The sequence below is a fragment of the Stenotrophomonas sp. HMSC10F06 genome, from assembly GCF_001807865.1.
Taxonomy (GTDB): Bacteria; Pseudomonadota; Gammaproteobacteria; order Xanthomonadales; family Xanthomonadaceae; genus Stenotrophomonas; species Stenotrophomonas bentonitica_A.
On sequence record NZ_KV791267.1, the window covers coordinates 120639 to 139021 of the forward strand.

The window sequence follows — 18383 nt, forward strand, 5'->3', positions numbered from 1 at the left end:
CCGACTAGCTCTGCTGGGCCAGGCAGGTGAAGCCCGCATCGGCGACGACCTCGGGCAGCATGACCTCCAAGACCTGGGTGAACATGGCAGGTGAGCCTGTCGGAACAGCTTGCAACTCGCTTGGCAGCAGATGTGCGTCCAGGATCGGCCGCAACGCCTGCAGCCTGATCCAGTAATGCAGTGGCGCACGGGTACGTACCCGGCTGGGAGGCGTGCCAGTGATCCCAATGCGTGCGCGGACGCGCGACCATTCAGTTGCCTCCGCGTGCAATTGCCCGGCCTCGCTCATGCCGATCCACAACATGCCGAGAGATGTATCGCTGGCCAGCGCCGCCAAAGCGCTCTCGGTCGCAGAGCCGGACAATGCAGTCAACGTACTCTGGAGTGCGCCGTCCTGCGTCGATGGTTCCCTGTCCAACTGCAGCCGGAGCACCGAGGCCTGTTGCTGCCCAGGCAGGCGATCCACGATCTGCAGGAACGACACTAGAGGCACCGCGTCGGACACCACCAGTTCGATTCTCCCCGGTGGCTGCTTTCCGGTGAGGACAGACGCCAGGGCCGGGCTTGCTGCCCGCGTAGTGACGACGAAGATCCGCCGGATGCTCAGGCTCTCGCCCAACTGCTCCAATGCGCTTGAGAGCCGAGCTGGATTGATCGTCTCAATTACGACATAGGCCTCGGTTGCAACAGGCGCTTGCGGCTCTCTCAATGCGCGCCGTGTTGCATCGAGATATGCATGCCCCAGCCGCGCATCGGGCTCCAGCACCGCGCCCTCGGCCCACTCATTCCACGCGTTGATGAACACCATCCGCCGGTCGGCCGGCACCGCGGCCAGGCGCGTGTGCACGGTGGTCGACAACCAATCGCCATAACCGCGCGGTGAGGCATGCAGGTAGACGCGGCCCTTTCCGGAACGGCGCGCTTCGTTATCCCAGCCGGGGTTGACCCCCGGATAAAGTGTGTAGGCCGGTAGCGGGCGCGCGGCGATTTCTGCGGCCAGCTCACGCCAGTCGCGCACGTCGCCCTCGAAATCCGGGTTGATCAGGTACTGGTTGGCCGTAAGCGAGCGCGGGTTGCTCATGTTCGGCGGGAACTCGACGGCCGCGTCGAAGCCGATGTCGCGTGGATCCGGGCGTTCAAAGCCCTGCACATACGCCAGGTGGATCTCGCCGATGCTGTTGTCCAAGCACCACTGCCGCCAGCGCTGAGCGGTGGCGCGTGCATCGGGCAGCAGGTGCGGGCGGTAGACCAGCAGCATGGGCTTACCGTCCACCTTCAGTGCCCGGCGATCCCGCAGGTAGTCGGCGACGTGGGCGATGAAGGCTAGATCATCTTCGGCGCTGTGCTGCTGTCCGATCAGGATGTCCTCGTCGCGACCGTCCCAGCGCCGGGCCCAGTTCTCGTTGGCCCAGCACAGGCAGAACGGCAGGTCGATGCTGTCATCGGCCAGCCACTGGCGCAGCGGGTCCTCCATCAACGTGGTGCCGCTGAACCAGTAGTAGTAGAAGCAGAATGCGCCGATGCCGTACTCGCCGGCCAGTTGCGCCTGGTCGCGCATGATCTGCGGATTGCGCAGATCATAGAACCCGAGGTCAGCAGGCAGGCGCGGCTGGATGTGGCCCTCGAACTGGGGCAGGGCGCGGGTGACGTTGCGCCATTCGGTGAACCCCTTGCCCCACCACGCATCGTTCTCGGCGAACGGATGGAACTGCGGCAGGTAGAACGCCACCAGTGTGGCGGGCAGCTGTGCGGGCAAGGCATCCACCCGATGCGGTACGTAGCCGATCGCAGCCTCATCGGCGCGCTGCAGCGGACGATGGACGGTCGCGGTCGCGGCATCGATGTGGCCGCGGGGCGGCGGCGGGACCCAGTCGCCGTGATCGCGAAGGAAGCGCGCGCGAAGCCGATCACGCTGGTCATCGGACAGGGGCAACGCCCGAAATCCGGTGCGGAGCGCCACGAAGAGCGCCTGGCGCAGCCTGGTCTTGATCGTGCTCACGCGCGACGGACCTCAATCCAGGGAAAAACGACAGCAGGCATGCGGGCTCCAGCGGCACAACGGGGTGGCCGCCATTCTCGGGGTTTGCCTGCGCACGGGCAAATCCGCACGTGCTAGCGTCACCCCATGGATCTCCACCTCCCCGACGCCCAGGTGCACTGGCACCGCCACTGGCTCTCCCGTGACACCGCCGACACCCTCCAGCGCATGCTCCGCGACGACGTTCCATGGGAGGTGCACACGATCCGGATGTTCGGCCGACAGGTCGATTCCCCGCGCCTGAGCTGCTGGATGGGCGACCCGGCCGCGCGCTACCGCTATTCCGGTACCGAATTCGTGCCGCAGCCCTGGCATCCGGCACTGCTGCCGCTTCGGGATCAGCTGGCCGCATTCTGTGGCCACGCGTTCAACAGCGTGCTGCTCAACCGCTACCGCGATGGCGATGATGGGATGGGCTGGCACAGCGACAACGAGCCCGAACTGGGGCCGGCACCGGTGATCGCGTCATTGAGTCTGGGCGCGGCGCGGCGGTTCCTGCTGCGGCGCCGGGACGACCATGCGAAGAAGGCCGAGGTCCTGCTGGACCATGGCGATCTGCTGGTGATGGGCGGGCAGACCCAGCGCCATTACCAGCATTCGCTGCCGAAGAGCGCCCGGCCGCTGGCCGAGCGCCTGAATCTCACGTTCCGCTGGATCAACGCACCCGGGCAGGGGTGACCGCGCTGCGGGCGTGATCCTGCTCGCCGGTCACCAGCGTCCAGCCCACCACGTTCGTGGTCAGTGTCTGCAGCCCCTGTTCCAGCGCGGCGGTGACCTGGGCGACGTCGGTGCTGCCGACCGGGTTTTCCTGGCGGAAGGTGCGGTCGGCGACCACGCGCTGGTCGATCACGTGGATCAGCTTGGCGTTGACTTCGATCAGCGCGGTCGGCGTAGCCTGGCCGCGGTAGTCGGCTTCGAAGCGGCGCACGTCCATGGCCAGTTTGTAGTCGGCCCGGATGCCGGTGGTGACCCGGGCCACCCCGTTGATGCGACCGGAATCCTCGAAGCCGCGCACCAGCGCGTCGTCGAGCATGTCGGTGGCCGGCTGGGCCCAGCTCACGCCCTTGTAGACCTCCAGCTCGGAGGGGGTCGGACGGACGTTGATGCGCGGGCTGTCGACCACGCGGGCGGCGCTGGGCTTGACCAGCACCAGCTGCCAATCGACGGTCGGCCAGCTCGGGTCGGCCTGGATGCGCACCACGGGCGAATAGATCGTCACCGCGCTGCGTTCGTTGCTGCCCAGCAGCGAGCAGCCGCCAAGCGCGGCGATCAGGGCGATCGGCAGCAGGGGCCGGAAGAAGGTCGCGTGGCTCATTTGGGTTCGAACTCCTTGGGTGCGTCACGGCCGAGCAGATAGCGTGCCGGGTTGTTGTCCAGGCGGTCGCTGACCCGGCGCAGGTCGCGGATCAGGCCGCGCAGCTCGGTCAGGGTCGGGCCGAGCTGGGCCAGGCCATCATTGGCGAAGCTGTTGATCGCGGCACGGTTCTCGCCAAGGATCGAATCGGCATTGCCGGCCGCCGAGTCCAGCTTGCTCAGCGTGGTTTCCAGCTTGTCCAGGATCGGCGGCAGCTGCTGCACCAGATTCTTGTCCAGCCGCTGGATGGTGCCGTTGGTGCTCTTGAGGGTCACATCCAGGCTGCGGGCGGCATCACGCGCGCTCAGCAGCAGCGCCTGGGTACCCTGGTCGCGGTCGGCCAGGCCGCCGCTGATGGTTTCCAGGTTGGCCAGGGTGGCGTTGATGCTGGCCACGTTGCGGTCGCTGAGCACCTGGTCCATGCGCTCGACGATGCGGTTGGCCACGTCGGTGATGTTCTGCAGCGCCGAGGGGGTGGTCGGGATGATCGGGGCCGGATCCTTGTTGACCGCGGTCAGCGCGGGCGACTGCGGCGTGCCGCCACTGAGCTGGATGATCGACGGGCCGGTCAGGCTGGTGATCGCCAGCTTGGCGCGGGTGTCGGTCTTGACCGGCGTATTGGAGTTCAGGCGGATCCGTGCGACCACCTGGCGCGGATCGTCCGGTACCAGGTTCAGTTCGGTGATCGAGCCGACCGCGATGCCGTTGTACTGCACCGGGCTGCCGACCGACAGGCCGGTGACGGCCTCGCGGAACACCACGCGGTACTCGGTCCAGGTGCGATCGGAGGAGTACTTGGCGGCCCACAGGCCGAAGGCCAGCAGCGCCAGGCCCACTATCAGGGTGAAGGCGCCGATCAGGACGTAATTGGCTTTGGTTTCCATGGCTTACTCGCTCTGTGCTTTGCATCGCGCGCAGCACGCGCGCGCGGTCCGTGGAAGTACTCCTGGATCCACGGGTGGTCCAGTTGTTCGATCTCGTGCAGCGGGGCATTGGCGATGACTTTCTTGTCGGCCAGCACCGCCACCCGGTCACAGATCGCATACAGCGTGTCCAGATCATGTGTGATCAGGAAGACCGTCAGGCCCAGCGCTTCCTGCAGGGTCTTGATCAGGCGGTCGAAGGCGGCCGCGCCGATCGGATCCAGCCCGGCGGTGGGCTCGTCCAGGAACAGCAGCGGCGGGTCCAGCGCCAGCGCCCGAGCCAGGCCGGCGCGCTTGCGCATGCCGCCGGACAGCTGCGAGGGCAGCTTGTTGATCGCATCGGCCGGCAGGCCGGCCAGCTTCACCTTGAGCAGGGCCAGCTCGTAATGCCAGCGCTCGGGCAGCTCGCCGTGGTGTTCCTTCAGCGGCACCTGCACGTTCTCGCCCACGGTGAGCGAGGAGAACAGGGCGCCATCCTGGAACAGCACGCCGGTGTTGCGTTCGATATGCAGGCGGTTGGCCGGGTCACTGGAGCGGGCGTCGACGCCGAGCACCTCGATCTGGCCGTCATCGGGCGTGCGCAGGCCGAGGATGCTGCGCATCAACACCGATTTGCCGGTACCCGAGCCGCCGACCACGCCGAGAATCTCGCCGCGGCGCACGTCCAGGTCCAGCCCGTCGTGCACGACCTGCGCGCCGAAACGGTTGGTCAGCCCGCGCACGCGGATCAGCAGTTCACCATCACCGGTGGCGGCGTCGTCGCGGTCAATGGCCGGGGCGGTATCGGTGCTCATCGGTTACCAGCCCATCTTCATGAACCACAGCGCGGCGAACGCGTCGAGGATGATCACCAGCGAAATCGCCTGCACCACGCTGGAGGTGGTGCGCTCACCGACCGACTGCGCGGTGCCTTCAACCTTGAGGCCTTCCAGGCAGCCGATCAGGCCGATCACCAGCGCGAACACCGGGGCCTTCGACAGGCCGACCAGCATGTTGCGCACTTCCATGGTGTCGTGCATCCGCGCGATGTACATCTGCGGCGGGATGTCCAGATCGAACGCGCCGACGGTGATGCCACCGGCCAGGCCGGCGACCATCGCGATGAAGGTCAGCAGCGGCAGGGTGATCAGCAGGGCGATCAGGCGCGGCAGCACCAGCAGGTCGACCGGGTCCAGGCCGAGCGTCTTCATCGCGTCGATTTCTTCGCGGGCCTTCATCGCGCCGATCTGCGCGGTGAACGCACTGGCGGTGCGGCCGGCCAGCACGATGGCGGTCAACAGCACCGCGAACTCGCGCAGGAAGGCGATGCTGACCAGTTCGACTACATAGATCTCCGCGCCAAAGTCGCGCAGGATCGTGGAGCCGAGGAAGGCGATCACCGCGCCGACCAGATACGACAGCAGGGCCACCAGCGGCACCGCGTCCAGGCCGACCTGCTCCATCTGCGCGACGGTAGCAGTGAGACGGAAGCGGCGCGGTTCCTTGATCAGGCGCGCGCCCTTGACCAGGTTCTCGCCCAGGAAACTGGCCAGCGCCACGATGTTGTGGCCCATGCCGTGCACGCTGACACCGAGCCGCTCCAGCGCGGCCAGCACGCCGAAGTCGCGTTTGGCCTTGGGCCGGTCGTCGGCGACTTCCTCGATGGTGGAGACCAGCGCGCGATGCTCCTCGCGGAACGTCACTGCGTCCTCGCCCAGGTCGGCGCGGTGCGCGACACGCAGCAGCTGCAGCACACCGGCTGAATCGAGCAGGGTGATGCCGCTGGCGTCCAGGCCGGTCACTTTCTCCGGAAGGCCGCGCAGCACTTCGGCCGCGTCCAGCGCGGTGCGTAATGTCCAATGGCCAGACAACCGGATCAGGCCGGGGTCCTGGGCATCCTGCTCGAGATGGGGGGCTTGGTCTGAGGTCATGTAGGCGTCCTGCGCGCAGCATACCCTGTCCGGGTGCATGGCTCGCGTATGCGCCGGACCGGTCCGTACACGCCGCTCGGCACTGCCGGGCATGCGCGCGCCAGCATCATGACACCGGGATTCTTCAGGCCGGGGCGTGTTCGGGTAATACTACGGCGCATGTCTGCCGACGCCCCCACCATCGTTGCACCACCGGCCACCTACGCTCAGCGCGTGGCCTTCGTTTCGGAAATGGCCGGGCGCCTGCACAGCTATGGCACCACCGCGCAGCGGCTGGAGGCGGCGGTGGTCGCCCTGGCGCAGCGGCTGGACCTGGATTGCGAGCCGTGGTCGAACCCGACCGGCCTGATCCTGAGTTTCAGCGACCCCACCAAGGCGATCGGTTCGTCGGACATCACCCGCGTGATCCGCCTGGCCCCCGGCGAAAACGATCTGCATAAACTCAGCATCGCCGACCAGATCACCGATGCGGTGGCCAACGGCACCATGAGCATCGCGCAGGGGCATACCGCGCTGCGGCAGCTGGACAAGGACCCCGGGCGCTGGGGCAAGGTCCGCACGATTCTCTCCTACAGCCTCGGCGCGGCCGGCGTGGCCGGGCTGTGGAAACTGCCGTGGCTGGATATCGCCACCGCCGGCGTGATCGGCCTGCTGATCGGCGTCATGGGCATGTACACCGACCGCCGCCCGGCCACGCGCGAGGCCAACGAAGCCCTGGCGGCGCTGCTGGCCGGTTCGGTGGCAACGCTGGTGGCCTCGTTCATCGGCGCGCTCAACCTCAATACGGTGATCATCGCCTCGCTGGTGGTGCTGCTGCCCGGGATGTCGCTGACCAATGCGGTCAACGAACTGGCCAGCCAGCACTGGGTCTCGGGGACGGCACGCTTCGCCGGTGCGGTGACCACGATTCTGAAACTGACGGTGGGCGCGGTGATCGCGGTGACCCTGTCCGGCATCGTCGGGCTGGAACCACTGGTGCGCGCGTCGCGTCCACAGGCCGATTGGGTCGAGTGGGGTGCGTTGCTGCTGGCCGCCTTCGCGTTCGCGATGCTGTTCAAAGCCAACCGGCGCGATTTTCCGTGGGTGATGGCCGCGGCGGTGGCCGGCTATGCGATTTCAAAATTCGCGGGCCAGGCGTGGGGCATACCGGCCGGCATTTTCATGTCGGCGATGCTGCTCACGGCCGCAGGCAACCTGTTTGGTCGCCTGGCGCAGCGCCCGGGCGCGATCATCCGCTTGCCCGGCATCATCATGCTGGTGCCCGGCAGTACCAGCCTGCGTGGCGTGCTGACCCTGGTCCAGCAGCAGGACATGAGCGCCGGCCAGACCGTGCTGATGACCGTGCTCAACGTGGTGATGGCACTGGTGGCCGGGCTGCTGTTCGGCAATCTGCTGATCCCGGCACGCAAGAATCTTTGACCGCCGCGGCCATCGCGCAGGTGTGCACCAGGAACGAAAACGCCGGCGCGAGGCCGGCGTGTCCATGTGCGTCAGTAACTGACCGGCTTACTTCTTGATCAGGAACTCTTCGACCTTCTTGCCCTTGGCGGTATGCGCGGCCAGCCAGCGCGGCTGCTTGCCACGGCCGGTCCAGGTTTCCTTCGGGTTGGCCGGATTGCGGTACTTCGGGGCCACCTTGCCAAGCTTGCGCACGGCCTTGGCCGGGGCCTTGGTCGCTTTGCCCGCGGCACGACCGCGTGCGGCCGGGGCGGCGCCGCCGAACAGTTCTTCCACCGAATAGCCCTGGGCCTTGGCCAGCTTGGTCAGCTGCGCGCGGACCTTGCTGATCGCCGGACGCTTGGCCACGATGGTCTGCTGCTTCTTGGCGTTCTTGATCAGCGCGCCCAGCTCTTTGGCGGACAGGCCGCTCAGGTCAATGCTCATCTACTACTCCGCAATATATTAAGGACAGGGTGAGCCGGTCCTTGGCATCGGAAACAGCATACATTCTCTTTTGCGAAATACACAAACAAACCGGAGATATTGAAACCGGGTCCGCCATTGAAAAGGCCGGGTTATTCACCCGGCCTTTGTCATTACTGCGTCAACTTCGCCAGCAGTGCGTCCTTGTCCAGGACTTCCGCTTCGGCCGCGCTGCGCGCGCGGTACTCGAACGTGCCGGCGGCGACACCGCGTTCGGACACCACGATCCGGTGCGGCACGCCGATCAGTTCCATGTCGGCAAACATCGCGCCCGGGCGCAGGCCGCGGTCGTCCAGGGCCACGTCCAGGCCGGCGGCCTGCAGCTGTGCAAGCAGCTCGGCGGCAGTGGCCGACACGGTCTCGTCCTGCTTCGGGTTGATCATGCAGACCACTACCTGCCACGGCGCCATCGCGTCGGGCCAGATAATGCCGGCGTCGTCATGATTCTGTTCAATCGCCGCAGCCACGATGCGCGAAATGCCGATGCCGTAGCAGCCCATCGCCAATACCGCAGCCTTGCCGTTCTCGTCGAGCACGGTCGCATTCAACGCCTGCGCATACTGGCGGCCGAGCTGGAACACGTGGCCGACCTCGATGCCGCGCGCGATTTTCAGCTCACCCCCATCGGCGGCGCGATCACCGGCCTTGGCGTTGCGGATGTCCGCCACTTCCGGTTCGGGCAGGTCACGGCCCCAGTTGACGCCGGCGATGTGGAAACCGGCTTCGTTGGCGCCGACGACGAAATCGGCCAGCGCGGCGACGTCGCGGTCGGCGACGATGCGGATCGGCTGGGCCGGATTGAGCGGGCCGAGGAAACCGGGCTGGCTGCCCAGGTGCGTGGCGATCTCCGCCTCGCTGGCCATGCGGTAGCCCTGCAGGCCCTCGACTTTACCGAGTTTGATTTCATTGACGTCGTGATCGCCACGCACCAGCGCCAGCACGAAGCCGCCCTCGCTCATGATCGCGATCGACTTGACCGTGCGCTCCAGGCCCAGGCCGAGCAGGGCGGCCACCGCTTCACAGGTTTTCTGCGTGGGCGTGTCGACCTTGCGCAGTGCTTCGCTGGCGGCCGGGCGCTCGCCCGGGGCCGCGGCGATGGCCGCTTCCATGTTCGCGGCGTAATCCGAGCCGGTGGAAAACACCAGCGCGTCTTCGCCGGACTCGGCGATCACGTGGAATTCCTGCGAGGCGTCGCCACCGATCGCGCCGGAGTCGGCCTGCACCATGCGGAAATCCAGGCCGAGGCGGGTGAAGATGCGGGCATAGGCCGACTTCATGTTTTCGTACTCGCGCACCAGGCACTCATCGTGCAGGTGGAAGGAGTACGCATCCTTCATCAGGAACTCGCGCGCGCGCATCACGCCGAAACGCGGGCGGATCTCGTCGCGGAACTTGGTCTGGATCTGGAAGAAATTGACCGGCAGCTGCTTGTAGCTGGACAGCTCCTGGCGCGCGAAATCGGCAGCGGCCTCTTCGGCAGTCGGGCTGTAGCAGAAGACCTGCTCCTTGCGGTCCTTGATCTTCAGCAGCTGCGGGCCGAACTTTTCCCAGCGGCCGGTGGCTTCCCACAGTTCCTTGGGCTGGAGGGTCGGAATCTGGAATTCCACCGCGCCGGCACGCTCCATTTCCTCACGCACGATGCGCTCGACCTTGCGCAGCACGCGCAGGCCCAGCGGCGACCAGGTGTACAGCCCCGAGGCCAGCTTGCGGATCATGCCCGCGCGCAGCATCAAGCGGTGGCTGGTCAGCTCCGCGTCGCTGGGGGTTTCCTTGGTGGTGTGCAGGTGGAACTGGGAGAGGCGCATCGTCGGCTTCGCTGAACGGCAGAAGCCGATATTCTGCCAGTCCGGCCGCCGCGATGGGTGCTGGCGGTGGTATTGGCCCTTGAGGGCACCGGCGGCTCAGGCCTTGGGCGTGCAGTACGCCTGGATGGCGGCCTCGGCCAAGGTCCTCTGGGCGCTGCGCTGCGCGTCGGTCAGGGCGGTATCGGCCTTGCCGTCGCCATCGGTGTCCTGCATGACCTTGCCCGGCCCATCGAGCAGGACGATATTGCCGCGGGCGGTGGTGCAGGCGCTGTTCTCGGCCGGGGCGGCCGCCGCCTCGCGCGGGGCCGGGTCGCGGTGTTGGACCTGGCGGGCCTCGTAGTTCTGCCCGGTGGGCGGCTTCTCCGAATACTGGGTCACGCCATGGGCGTCTTTCCACTTATAGACGTTGCCGGCACTGGCCGTCGCACTGGCGAGCAGCAGCAGGGCGCTCAGACGGACAGGGCACGCATGGCGACTCCGGAGACGGGGCAGAAGCGCGATTGCAGCACCCCGGGCCGGCGCTGGCAAGCCGATCACGGCAGCAATGGCAGGGCGCGGCGCGCTGGCACTGCCCCAAAGGGCACCGCAGCCACTAAACTGGCCGCATGGATCAACTGAAACCCCCGCCGCGCTCGCGCAGCATCTACCTGCTGCCCAACCTGTTCACCACCGCAGGCCTGTTCGCCGGCTTCTACGCGATCATCGCCGCGGCCAACGGCGACTTCGTCAATGCCGCCATCGCCGTGTTCGTCGCGGCGGTCATGGACGGCCTGGACGGCCGCGTGGCCCGGCTGACCGGGACCAGCAGCGAATTCGGCGTGCAGTACGACTCGCTGGCCGACCTGGTCAGTTTCGGCATGGCCCCGGCCCTGGTGATGTACCACTGGTCGCTGTCCTGGCTGAAGTTCGACGACCCGGTACTCGGCCGCGTCGGCTGGGCGGTCGCCTTCCTGTATGCCGCCTGCGCCGCGTTGCGCCTGGCCCGCTTCAATACCCAGGTCACGGTGGTCGACAAGCGCTGGTTCATCGGGCTGGCCAGCCCGGCTGCCGCCGGCCTGATGATGTCCTTCGTCTGGGCCTTCGCCGATGGCAACCTGGGCTGGGACGGCAACCAGCTGCGCTACGTCGCCCTCGGCGTGACCCTGGTCTCGGCCCTGCTGATGGTCAGCCGGATCCGCTTCTGGAGCTTCAAGGGCAGTGGCGAGAAGGGGCCGCGCGCGGACCGCGTGCCGTTCCTGGCGCTGGCCCTGGTGCCGATCGCCATCGCGATCATGGTCATCGATCTGCCGCGCGTGCTGTTCGCGGTGGGCCTGGTGTATGCCCTGTCCGGCCCGTGTTACTGGGTGTGGCAACGCACCCGCAGGCCGGTCGAGCCGAACGCGTGAGCGGGCAGGCGCTGCCGCCATTGTGGTCGCCGGCGCAGCAGTCCTGGCTGCAGGCCATGGGCTACACGGTGTTCGTCGACGGCAGTGTCGCGCCCGAGGCGGTGGTGTTGCCGGAGATCGAGCTGCGCGCGGCCCCGGTGGACGAGCCGCCGGTGCCCGTACGGCCCGCACGGCCGGCGCCACCGGCGGACGCGCCCGCACCGGTACGGCGCAGTGCCCCGCGCACGGTGGAAGCAGGCGCGCCCAGCAGCCCGCCGGCCGCGACACCCGTGCGCGCGAGCGGTGGCCGCCGCGCCGCGGTGCGGATGCCTGATCGCCTGCAGATCGCGCTGCTGCGTGCCTCCGGCTGCAACCCTGCCGAACCGGATACCCAGGCCTTGATGGCCAGCTGGAACCTGGATGAATTGCGCGGCAGTGCGGCCGCCAAGCGTGCGTTGTGGCCGCAGTTGCGTGCCCTGCGCAGGAAGAACCGCCCGTGAGCGCGGTGAGCTCGCCACGGCCGTTGTCGCTGCGCGCGCTGCGCGAAAGCGACCTCAATGCGGTGATGGCGATCGAGGTGCGCGGGTATCCGTACCCGTGGACCCGCGGCATCTTCCAGGATTGCCTGCGTGCCGGTTATCCCGGCCTGGCGATGGAAGAGGACGGCCTGCTGATGGGCTACGGCCTGCTCAGCATCGCCGCCGATGAAGCCCATATCCTCAATATCTGCGTGGACCCGCTGTGCCAGTCGCGCGGCCACGGCCGGCATCTGCTGCGCGCGCTGGTGAAGCTGGCCCGCGACCACGGCGCGCACCGCGTGTTCCTGGAAGTGCGCCCGTCCAATGCCCCGGCGGTGGCGCTGTACCACAGCGAGGGCTTCAACGAGATCGGCCGCCGGCCGCGCTATTACCCCGCCCGCGAGGGGCGCGAGGACGCGCTGGTGATGGCCATCGAACTGGTCGACGACGATATCCAGGTGATGCCGCCGCTCTGACCGCGTGGTGTAGAGCCACCCCATGGGTGGCTCTACGTCATCCGCAGTACCACTGCGCCCAGCACGATCAGGCCTGCAGCGAGCCAGCGCTGGCGGGTGATGCGCTCGCGCAGCAGCCAGGCCGAAATCAGGATCCCGAACAGGATCGAGGTTTCGCGCAGCGCGGAGATCATCGCGATCGGCGCGACCGTCATGGCCCACAGCGCCAGTCCGTAGGAGACCAGCGTGCCGATGCCACCGATGATGCCGTAGCCCCAGTTGCGGCGGGCATAGTCGCGCAGCGCGCTGGCCCGGGTGCACAGCGCCCACAGTGGCAAGGGCAGGCCGGAGAGCAGGAACAGCCACAGCGTGTAGCTCACCGCAGCGCCGGAGTGGCGTGCACCCCAGCCGTCAACCAGCGTGTAGGTGGCGATGACACCGGCATTGAGCAGCGGCAACCACAGATGTTGGCGCGAGGTGCCGCGTGTCATGCAGAGGATGCCCAGGCAGATCAGCCCGATGCCGGCCCAGGCGACCCACTCAAGGCGCTCACCGAGGAACAGTGTGCTGACCAGCGCGACGAGGATGGGCGCGCAGCCCCGCATCAGCGGGTAGGACGCGCTCATCTCGGTCAGCTGGTAGGTGCGGGCGACCAGCAGGTAATACCCGACCTGGAGCAGTGTGGAGGTCGCCAGCCACGGCCAGCTCTGCGGCGCGGGTACGGGCAGGAACGGCAGGCCGATCGCGGCGATCACCGCCGCCGAGCCGGTGACCAGCAGCGTGGTCATCAGCTTGTCCGTGCCGCGTTTGACGATCGCGTTCCAGCTGGCATGCAGCAGGGCGGCGAACAGCACGATGCAGAAGATGGACAGCGACATCATCGGCCCAAGGTGGAGCCACCCATGGGTGGCTGCGCGTCATCCCGCCCCGGAAGGCAGCCACGCATGGCGTGGCACTACCTCCCCCCAGCGCTTACAGCTTCGCGCGCTGCGAGCGCAGGCCATCCAGCTGGGCGGTCCATTCGACCAGGCGCACGCGCTCCTGCTCGACCACGGCCGCGGGCACCTTGTCGGTGAACTTGGCCAGCTTGGTCTCGCTCTTTTCCTTCTCCGATTCCACCCGGGCGATTTCCTTGTCCAGGCGCGCGCGTTCGGCGCCCAGATCGACCAGGCCCTCCAGCGGCACCAGCAGGGTGAGATCGCCCACGATCGCAGCGGCGGCCGGCGGCGTGTCGCTGCCGTTGGCCAGCCATTCGATGCGCTCCAGCTTGAGCAGGAACGACAGCGACGAGGTGAAACGGGTCATGCGCGCGCGGTCGTCGTCGTTGCCACCCTGCAGCAGCAGCGGCACCAGCTTGGACGGCGGCACGTTCAACTCGCTGCGCACGCGGCGCAGCGCGTTGACCATCGACTTCAGCCATTCCACGTCGGCTTCGGCACGGGCGAAATCACCCGCGAACTCCTCGGCGGTCGGGTACGGACGCAGCGAGATGGTGTCGTCGGTGATGCCCAGGCGCGGGGCGACCTGGCGCCACAACTGCTCGGTGACGAACGGGGTCAGCGGGTGCAGCAGGCGCAGCAGCGCTTCGAGCACGTACAGCAGGGTGTGGCGGGTGCTGTTGGCGTCATCGGCGTCGGCACCGTTGAGGGCCGGCTTGGTCAGTTCCAGGAACCAATCGCAGAACTCGTTCCAGGCGAATTCGTACAGGCACTGCGCCAGCAGATCGAAGCGGTAGTTGGCGTAATGCGTCTGGGCTTCGGCCGAGACCGCGGCCAGGCGCGCCAGAATCCAGCGCTCGGCATCGGTACGCGGCTGCGGCACGCCGGTGAAGCTGCTGCCCTCGGTGTTCATCAGGGTGAAGCGGCTGGCGTTCCACAGCTTGTTGCAGAAGTTCTTGTAGCCCTCGGCGCGGTTCATGTCGAACTTGATATCGCGGCCGTGGGTGGCCAGCGCGGCGATGGTGAAGCGCAGCGCATCGGCACCGTGGGCGATGATGCCCTCGGGGAATTCGCGGCGGGTCGCCTTCTCGATCTTCGGCGCGTCCTTGGGCTTCATCAGGCCGGTGGTGCGCTTGGCGACCAGGTCCTCGATGGAGATGCCATCGATGATGTCCAGCGGGTCGAGCACGTTGCCCTTGGACTTGGACATCTTCTGGCCCTGCGCATCGCGGATCAGGCCGGTGATGTAGACGTCCTTGAACGGAATCTTCCCGGTGAAGCTGTCGGTGGCCATGATCATGCGGGCCACCCAGAAGAAGATGATGTCGAACCCGGTGATCAGCACCGACGACGGCAGGTAGCGCTCGAAACCGCGCGCGTCCATCGCCTGCTCGTTCGGCCAGCCCAGCGTGGAGAACGGCCACAGCTGCGAGGAGAACCAGGTCTCCAGCACGTCGCTGTCCTGGTGCAGGGCGACATCGGCGGCAAGATTGTTCTTCGCGCGGGCCTCGGCTTCATCACGGCCGACATAGCAGTTGCCCGCGTCGTCGAACCACGCCGGAATGCGGTGGCCCCACCACAGCTGGCGGCTGATGCACCAATCCTGGATGTTCTCCATCCAGTGGCGGTAGGTGTTGATCCAGTTGGCCGGGACGAACTGGATGCCGCCGTTCTCGACCAGCTCCAGGCCGCGCTTGGCCAGCACGTCCATCTTCACGAACCACTGGTCGGTCAGGTACGGCTCGATCACCTGCTGGGTGCGATCGCCACGCGGCACCTGCAGCTTGTGTGCACGGGTCTCGACCAGGATGCCCAGGTCTTCCAGCTCGGCCAGGATCACCTTGCGCGCCTCGTAACGGTCCAGCCCGCGGTACTTCTCCGGGGCGTTGTCGTTGATCGCCGCGTCCGGGGTGAACAGGTTGATCATCGGCAGGTTGTGGCGCAGGCCGACCTGGTAATCGTTGAAATCGTGGGCGGGGGTCACCTTGACCACGCCGGTACCGAACTCGCGGTCGACGTAATCATCGGCGATCACCGGAATCTCGCGATCGGTCAGCGGCAGCTTCACCTTCTTGCCGATCAGGTGCGCGTAGCGCTCATCGTCCGGGTGCACCATCACCGCGGTGTCGCCCAGCATGGTTTCCGGGCGGGTGGTGGCCACGGTCAGGGTGCCGCTGCCATCGGCCAGCGGGTAGCTGATCGACCACAGGAAGCCGTCTTCCTCCACGCTCTCCACTTCCAGATCGGAAATGGCGGTCTTCAGCACCGGATCCCAGTTGACCAGGCGCTGGCCACGGTAGATCAGGCCCTGCTCGTGCCAGCGCACGAAGGCCTCGATCACCGCTTCGGACGGCTGCGGGTCCATGGTGAAGGTGCTGCGCGACCAGTCGCTGGAGGTGCCCAGGCGGCGCATCTGGCGCTCGATGGTGTCACCGGACTGCGCCTTCCACTCCCACACCTTTTCGATGAAGCCGTCGCGGCCCAGCGAATCGCGGGTTTCGCCCTGGCCGGCCAGCGCCAGGTTACGCGACACCACCATTTCGGTGGCGATGCCGGCGTGGTCGGTACCCACCTGCCACAAGGTGTCGTAGCCGCGCATGCGGTGGTAGCGCACCAGCGCATCCATCAGGGTCTGCTGGAAGGCATGGCCCATGTGCAGCGTACCGGTCACGTTCGGCGGCGGCAGCAGGATGGTGTACGGCTCGCCCTTGCCGGACGGCTTGAAATGGCCGGCCTTCTCCCACGCGTCGTACAACGCGGTTTCAAAGGTTTTCGGGTCGTAGCTGGAGGCGAGTTGGGTCATGCGGGAACCAGGATCGAATACGGAAGGTGGGGGTGCCGGAAGCTCAGCGCCCTAAGGCGCGACGGATCTTCTGGCCGGTATGGAACGGTGAGACCGCGCAGGCGGCCCAGATCGCGGCGGGCCGCCAGCCAGACAAGGACAGCCGACTGACAGTCGGCGCTACCTTCGAGACGTTGAGGATGCCTGCGATCGGGCGGCCGATGGTGAAGAAGGCGGACCAGGGAAAGATCAGGGCGATCAACAGGCGCATCAAGGGTCTCCGGGGGCGGCGGCGACCGGACGGACGCCACGCGGGTTACATGTCGTACTTGTTCAGCTCAAAGCCCAGCGCCTTGTACTGGCGCCAGCGCTCGCGCAGCGGTTCGCGCGCTTCCGGGTCGGCCGGGACCACCTCCAGCACGCGGTCGCAGGCGGCCAGGTAAGGATCGTCACGCAGGTTGATGACCAGCGGCCGGGCCGGGGCCTCGGTACCGGGAACGGCGATCAGCACCAGCGCCTCTTCCTCGTCCATGTCTTCGCCGGCGATCTGGTGCGGGATGTAGGCATCGTTGTCGAACGCCCACAGCAGTTCGTCCAGTTCTTCGGCCTGGGCCTGGTCGCGTGCCAGCACCAGGGTGAACAGCCCGGCGTCGTTGGCCTTGCGGGCCAGCTCACAGACCAGCCGCAAGGGCTCGGTCAGGAAGCGGGGCTTGGCGATCAGGTAGAAATCAGCACGGGACATGGCAGGGCCTGGAGCGGAGGGAGAACCCGGCGCCAGGCCGGGCGGGACCGCGGCCACCCGCAGGCGGCCGCGATCGGGCAGGGCATCAGGCGCGGGCGACCTGGTCCAGCAGCCACTGGCTCAGCAGGCCGACCGGGCGACCCGTGGCCATGCCGCGCTTGCCTTCATCGCTGGCCACGCCGGCGATGTCCAGATGGGCCCAGAGTTGGCCTTCGGTGAAGCGCGACAGGAAGCAGCCGGCGGTGATCGCACCGGCCCAGCGGCCGCCGATGTTGTAGATGTCGGCGAAGCTGGAATCCAGCATCGGCTGGTACTCGTCCCACAGCGGCAGGCGCCAGGCGCGGTCGAACACGTGCTCGCCGGCGGCCAGCAGTTCGTTGGCCAGATCGTCGTGCTTGCTCATCAGGCCGGCGGTCTGGTGGCCCAGGGCGACCAGGCAGGCACCGGTCAGGGTGGCCACGTCGATCAGCGCGGCCGGCTCGAAGCGCTGCGCGTAGGTCAGCGCGTCGCACAGGATCAGGCGGCCTTCGGCGTCGGTGTTGCCGACTTCGATGGTCTTGCCCGACATCGAGGTGATCACGTCCGACGGGCGGTAGGCATTGCCGTCGATGGCGTTTTCCACCGCCGGCACCACCACCACCAGGTTCAACGGCAGCTTGGCCGTGACGGCCGCGACGAAGGTGCCGATGACGTTGGCGCCACCGCACATGTCGTACTTCATCTCTTCGATGCCGCCCTGGGTCTTCAGGTTGACGCCACCGGTATCGAAGGTGATGCCCTTGCCGACCAGCACGTAGGGCTTGGCGTCGCCGCCGTTGTTCCACTTCAGCACCACCAGGTGCGGGCGGTTGGCCGAGCCACGGGCCACGGCCAGCAGCGAGCCCATGCCCAGCGCTTCCATCTGCTGTTCGTCCAGTACCTCCGCTTCGGCGCCTTCATGCGCCTGCGCGAACGCGACCGAGGACTCGGCCAGGTAGGCCGGGGTGCAGACGTTCGGCGGCAGGTTGCCCAGCTCGCGGGCGTACTGCACGCCGGCGGCGATGGCCTGGCCCTGGGCCAGCGCCTGGGTGTCGGTGCCGGCGATGGCCAGCGTGGTCAGGCCCGGTTCTTCGGCCTTCTTCTTGCCCAGCGTGGCGCTGTAGCGGTACGCGGCGTGGTCGGCGGTGATGACGGCCTGGCGGATGTTCCAGGCGGCATCGCGACCCTTGACCTCGATCTCGGTCAGGGTGAACAGCGCGTGGTGGTTGACCCCGCTCTTCAGGGCGCGGCTGGCATCGCCGACCGCCTTGAGGTACTGCGGCACGCCGAATTTGGCCGGTTCGCCCAGCCCGACCACCAGCACGCGTGCGGCGGTGACGCCGGGCAGATCGTGCAGCAGGGTCGTGTTACCGGTCTTGCCGCCCACGTCGCCGCGGGCGATCAGGGCCGACAGGCGGCCACCGGACGCGGTGTCCAGGGCCTGTGCCGCCGGGCTCAGGGTCTGGTCGGCATAGGCGCCGACGATGACGCAATCGCACTCGGCCGAGGCCGGTGCTGCGTGGTTCAGGGTGAATTCCAGGGCCATTGATCAGATTCCGTTGGCAAATCCGTACAATCGCGAGCTGTTTACGTCCCGTCAGTAGACTGGGCAG

The 18383-nt window shown here is 67.3% G+C and carries 17 protein-coding genes and 1 pseudogene; 5 read left to right on the plus strand and 13 right to left on the minus strand.

Annotated features, from left to right (window positions below):
* Positions 1-4 precede the first annotated feature (4 nt).
* A complete protein-coding gene (locus HMPREF3113_RS07790; RefSeq protein ID WP_083298747.1) occupies positions 5-1999 on the minus strand; it encodes a glycoside hydrolase family 99-like domain-containing protein in 1995 nt (664 codons plus the stop codon).
* A 126-nt stretch (positions 2000-2125) separates the two neighbouring features.
* On the opposite strand from HMPREF3113_RS07790, the gene HMPREF3113_RS07795 reads away from it, so the two are divergent.
* Positions 2126-2716, plus strand: coding sequence for an alpha-ketoglutarate-dependent dioxygenase AlkB family protein (locus HMPREF3113_RS07795; protein WP_070471679.1), 591 nt, complete (start codon positions 2126-2128; stop codon positions 2714-2716).
* Here HMPREF3113_RS07795 and HMPREF3113_RS07800 read toward each other — a convergent pair.
* Genes HMPREF3113_RS07800 through HMPREF3113_RS07815 form a run of 4 tightly spaced genes read right to left on the minus strand, consistent with a single transcriptional unit; the run spans position 2694 to position 6225 of the window.
* Positions 2694-3353 (minus strand): ABC-type transport auxiliary lipoprotein family protein, encoded by a 660-nt coding sequence (locus tag HMPREF3113_RS07800; RefSeq protein ID WP_019182570.1) that lies wholly within the window; start codon positions 3351-3353, stop codon positions 2694-2696. The two genes, HMPREF3113_RS07795 and HMPREF3113_RS07800, sit on opposite strands and share 23 nt — an antisense overlap.
* Entirely contained in the window at positions 3350-4276 is a 927-nt protein-coding gene (locus HMPREF3113_RS07805; protein ID WP_019182569.1) for an MlaD family protein, read from the minus strand. Before HMPREF3113_RS07805 ends, HMPREF3113_RS07800 begins: the two co-directional genes overlap by 4 nt.
* Positions 4249-5109, minus strand: coding sequence for an ABC transporter ATP-binding protein (locus tag HMPREF3113_RS07810; protein WP_070471680.1), 861 nt, complete (start codon positions 5107-5109; stop codon positions 4249-4251). Before HMPREF3113_RS07810 ends, HMPREF3113_RS07805 begins: the two co-directional genes overlap by 28 nt.
* A gap of 3 nt (positions 5110-5112) precedes the next feature.
* Positions 5113-6225, minus strand: coding sequence for an ABC transporter permease (locus HMPREF3113_RS07815; protein ID WP_070426576.1), 1113 nt, complete (start codon positions 6223-6225; stop codon positions 5113-5115).
* 159 nt (positions 6226-6384) lie between these two features.
* Here HMPREF3113_RS07815 and HMPREF3113_RS07820 point away from each other — a divergent pair, with 159 nt between their 5' ends.
* Positions 6385-7644 (plus strand): threonine/serine exporter family protein, encoded by a 1260-nt coding sequence (locus HMPREF3113_RS07820; RefSeq protein WP_019182566.1) that lies wholly within the window; start codon positions 6385-6387, stop codon positions 7642-7644.
* A 90-nt stretch (positions 7645-7734) separates the two neighbouring features.
* On the opposite strand, the pseudogene HMPREF3113_RS07825 reads toward HMPREF3113_RS07820, so the two are convergent.
* The 3 genes and pseudogenes from HMPREF3113_RS07825 to HMPREF3113_RS07835 all read right to left on the minus strand — a co-directional run.
* Positions 7735-8109 (minus strand): annotated as a pseudogene (locus tag HMPREF3113_RS07825) (H-NS histone family protein); the annotation flags it as partial.
* A 152-nt stretch (positions 8110-8261) separates the two neighbouring features.
* Entirely contained in the window at positions 8262-9953 is a 1692-nt protein-coding gene (locus tag HMPREF3113_RS07830) for a proline--tRNA ligase (protein ID WP_070471681.1), read from the minus strand.
* A 96-nt stretch (positions 9954-10049) separates the two neighbouring features.
* A complete protein-coding gene (locus HMPREF3113_RS07835; protein WP_254665257.1) occupies positions 10050-10490 on the minus strand; it encodes a DUF4124 domain-containing protein in 441 nt (146 codons plus the stop codon).
* A 68-nt stretch (positions 10491-10558) separates the two neighbouring features.
* Between HMPREF3113_RS07835 and pssA the strand changes: the two genes are divergently transcribed.
* The 3 genes from pssA to rimI are packed head-to-tail and all read left to right on the plus strand — an operon-like array spanning position 10559 to position 12311.
* Positions 10559-11338, plus strand: a complete 780-nt coding sequence (gene pssA, locus HMPREF3113_RS07840; protein ID WP_019182562.1) for a CDP-diacylglycerol--serine O-phosphatidyltransferase — start codon at positions 10559-10561, stop codon at positions 11336-11338.
* On the plus strand, positions 11335-11817 hold the full coding sequence (locus tag HMPREF3113_RS07845) for a hypothetical protein (protein WP_019182561.1): 483 nt from the start codon (positions 11335-11337) through the stop codon (positions 11815-11817). Before pssA ends, HMPREF3113_RS07845 begins: the two co-directional genes overlap by 4 nt.
* Complete coding sequence (gene rimI, locus HMPREF3113_RS07850; protein ID WP_019182560.1) at positions 11814-12311, plus strand: ribosomal protein S18-alanine N-acetyltransferase; 498 nt, start codon at positions 11814-11816, stop codon at positions 12309-12311. The genes HMPREF3113_RS07845 and rimI overlap by 4 nt, the downstream gene beginning before the upstream one ends.
* A 32-nt stretch (positions 12312-12343) precedes the next feature.
* Here rimI and HMPREF3113_RS07855 read toward each other — a convergent pair whose 3' ends face one another.
* The 5 genes from HMPREF3113_RS07855 to HMPREF3113_RS07875 form a co-directional block, all read right to left on the minus strand.
* Positions 12344-13168: a DMT family transporter gene (locus tag HMPREF3113_RS07855; RefSeq protein WP_070471759.1), complete on the minus strand. Its 825-nt coding sequence runs from the start codon at positions 13166-13168 to the stop codon at positions 12344-12346.
* A 94-nt stretch (positions 13169-13262) separates the two neighbouring features.
* On the minus strand, positions 13263-16031 hold the full coding sequence (locus tag HMPREF3113_RS07860; RefSeq protein ID WP_070471682.1) for a valine--tRNA ligase: 2769 nt from the start codon (positions 16029-16031) through the stop codon (positions 13263-13265).
* Between the two features lie 43 nt (positions 16032-16074).
* Positions 16075-16281, minus strand: a complete 207-nt coding sequence (locus tag HMPREF3113_RS07865; RefSeq protein ID WP_070471683.1) for a proteolipid membrane potential modulator — start codon at positions 16279-16281, stop codon at positions 16075-16077.
* Positions 16282-16326: 45 nt separating this feature from the next.
* Positions 16327-16752, minus strand: coding sequence for a DNA polymerase III subunit chi (locus HMPREF3113_RS07870; RefSeq protein WP_046273804.1), 426 nt, complete (start codon positions 16750-16752; stop codon positions 16327-16329).
* Between the two features lie 85 nt (positions 16753-16837).
* Positions 16838-18316, minus strand: a complete 1479-nt coding sequence (locus HMPREF3113_RS07875; RefSeq protein WP_070471684.1) for a leucyl aminopeptidase — start codon at positions 18314-18316, stop codon at positions 16838-16840.
* Positions 18317-18383 lie beyond the last annotated feature (67 nt).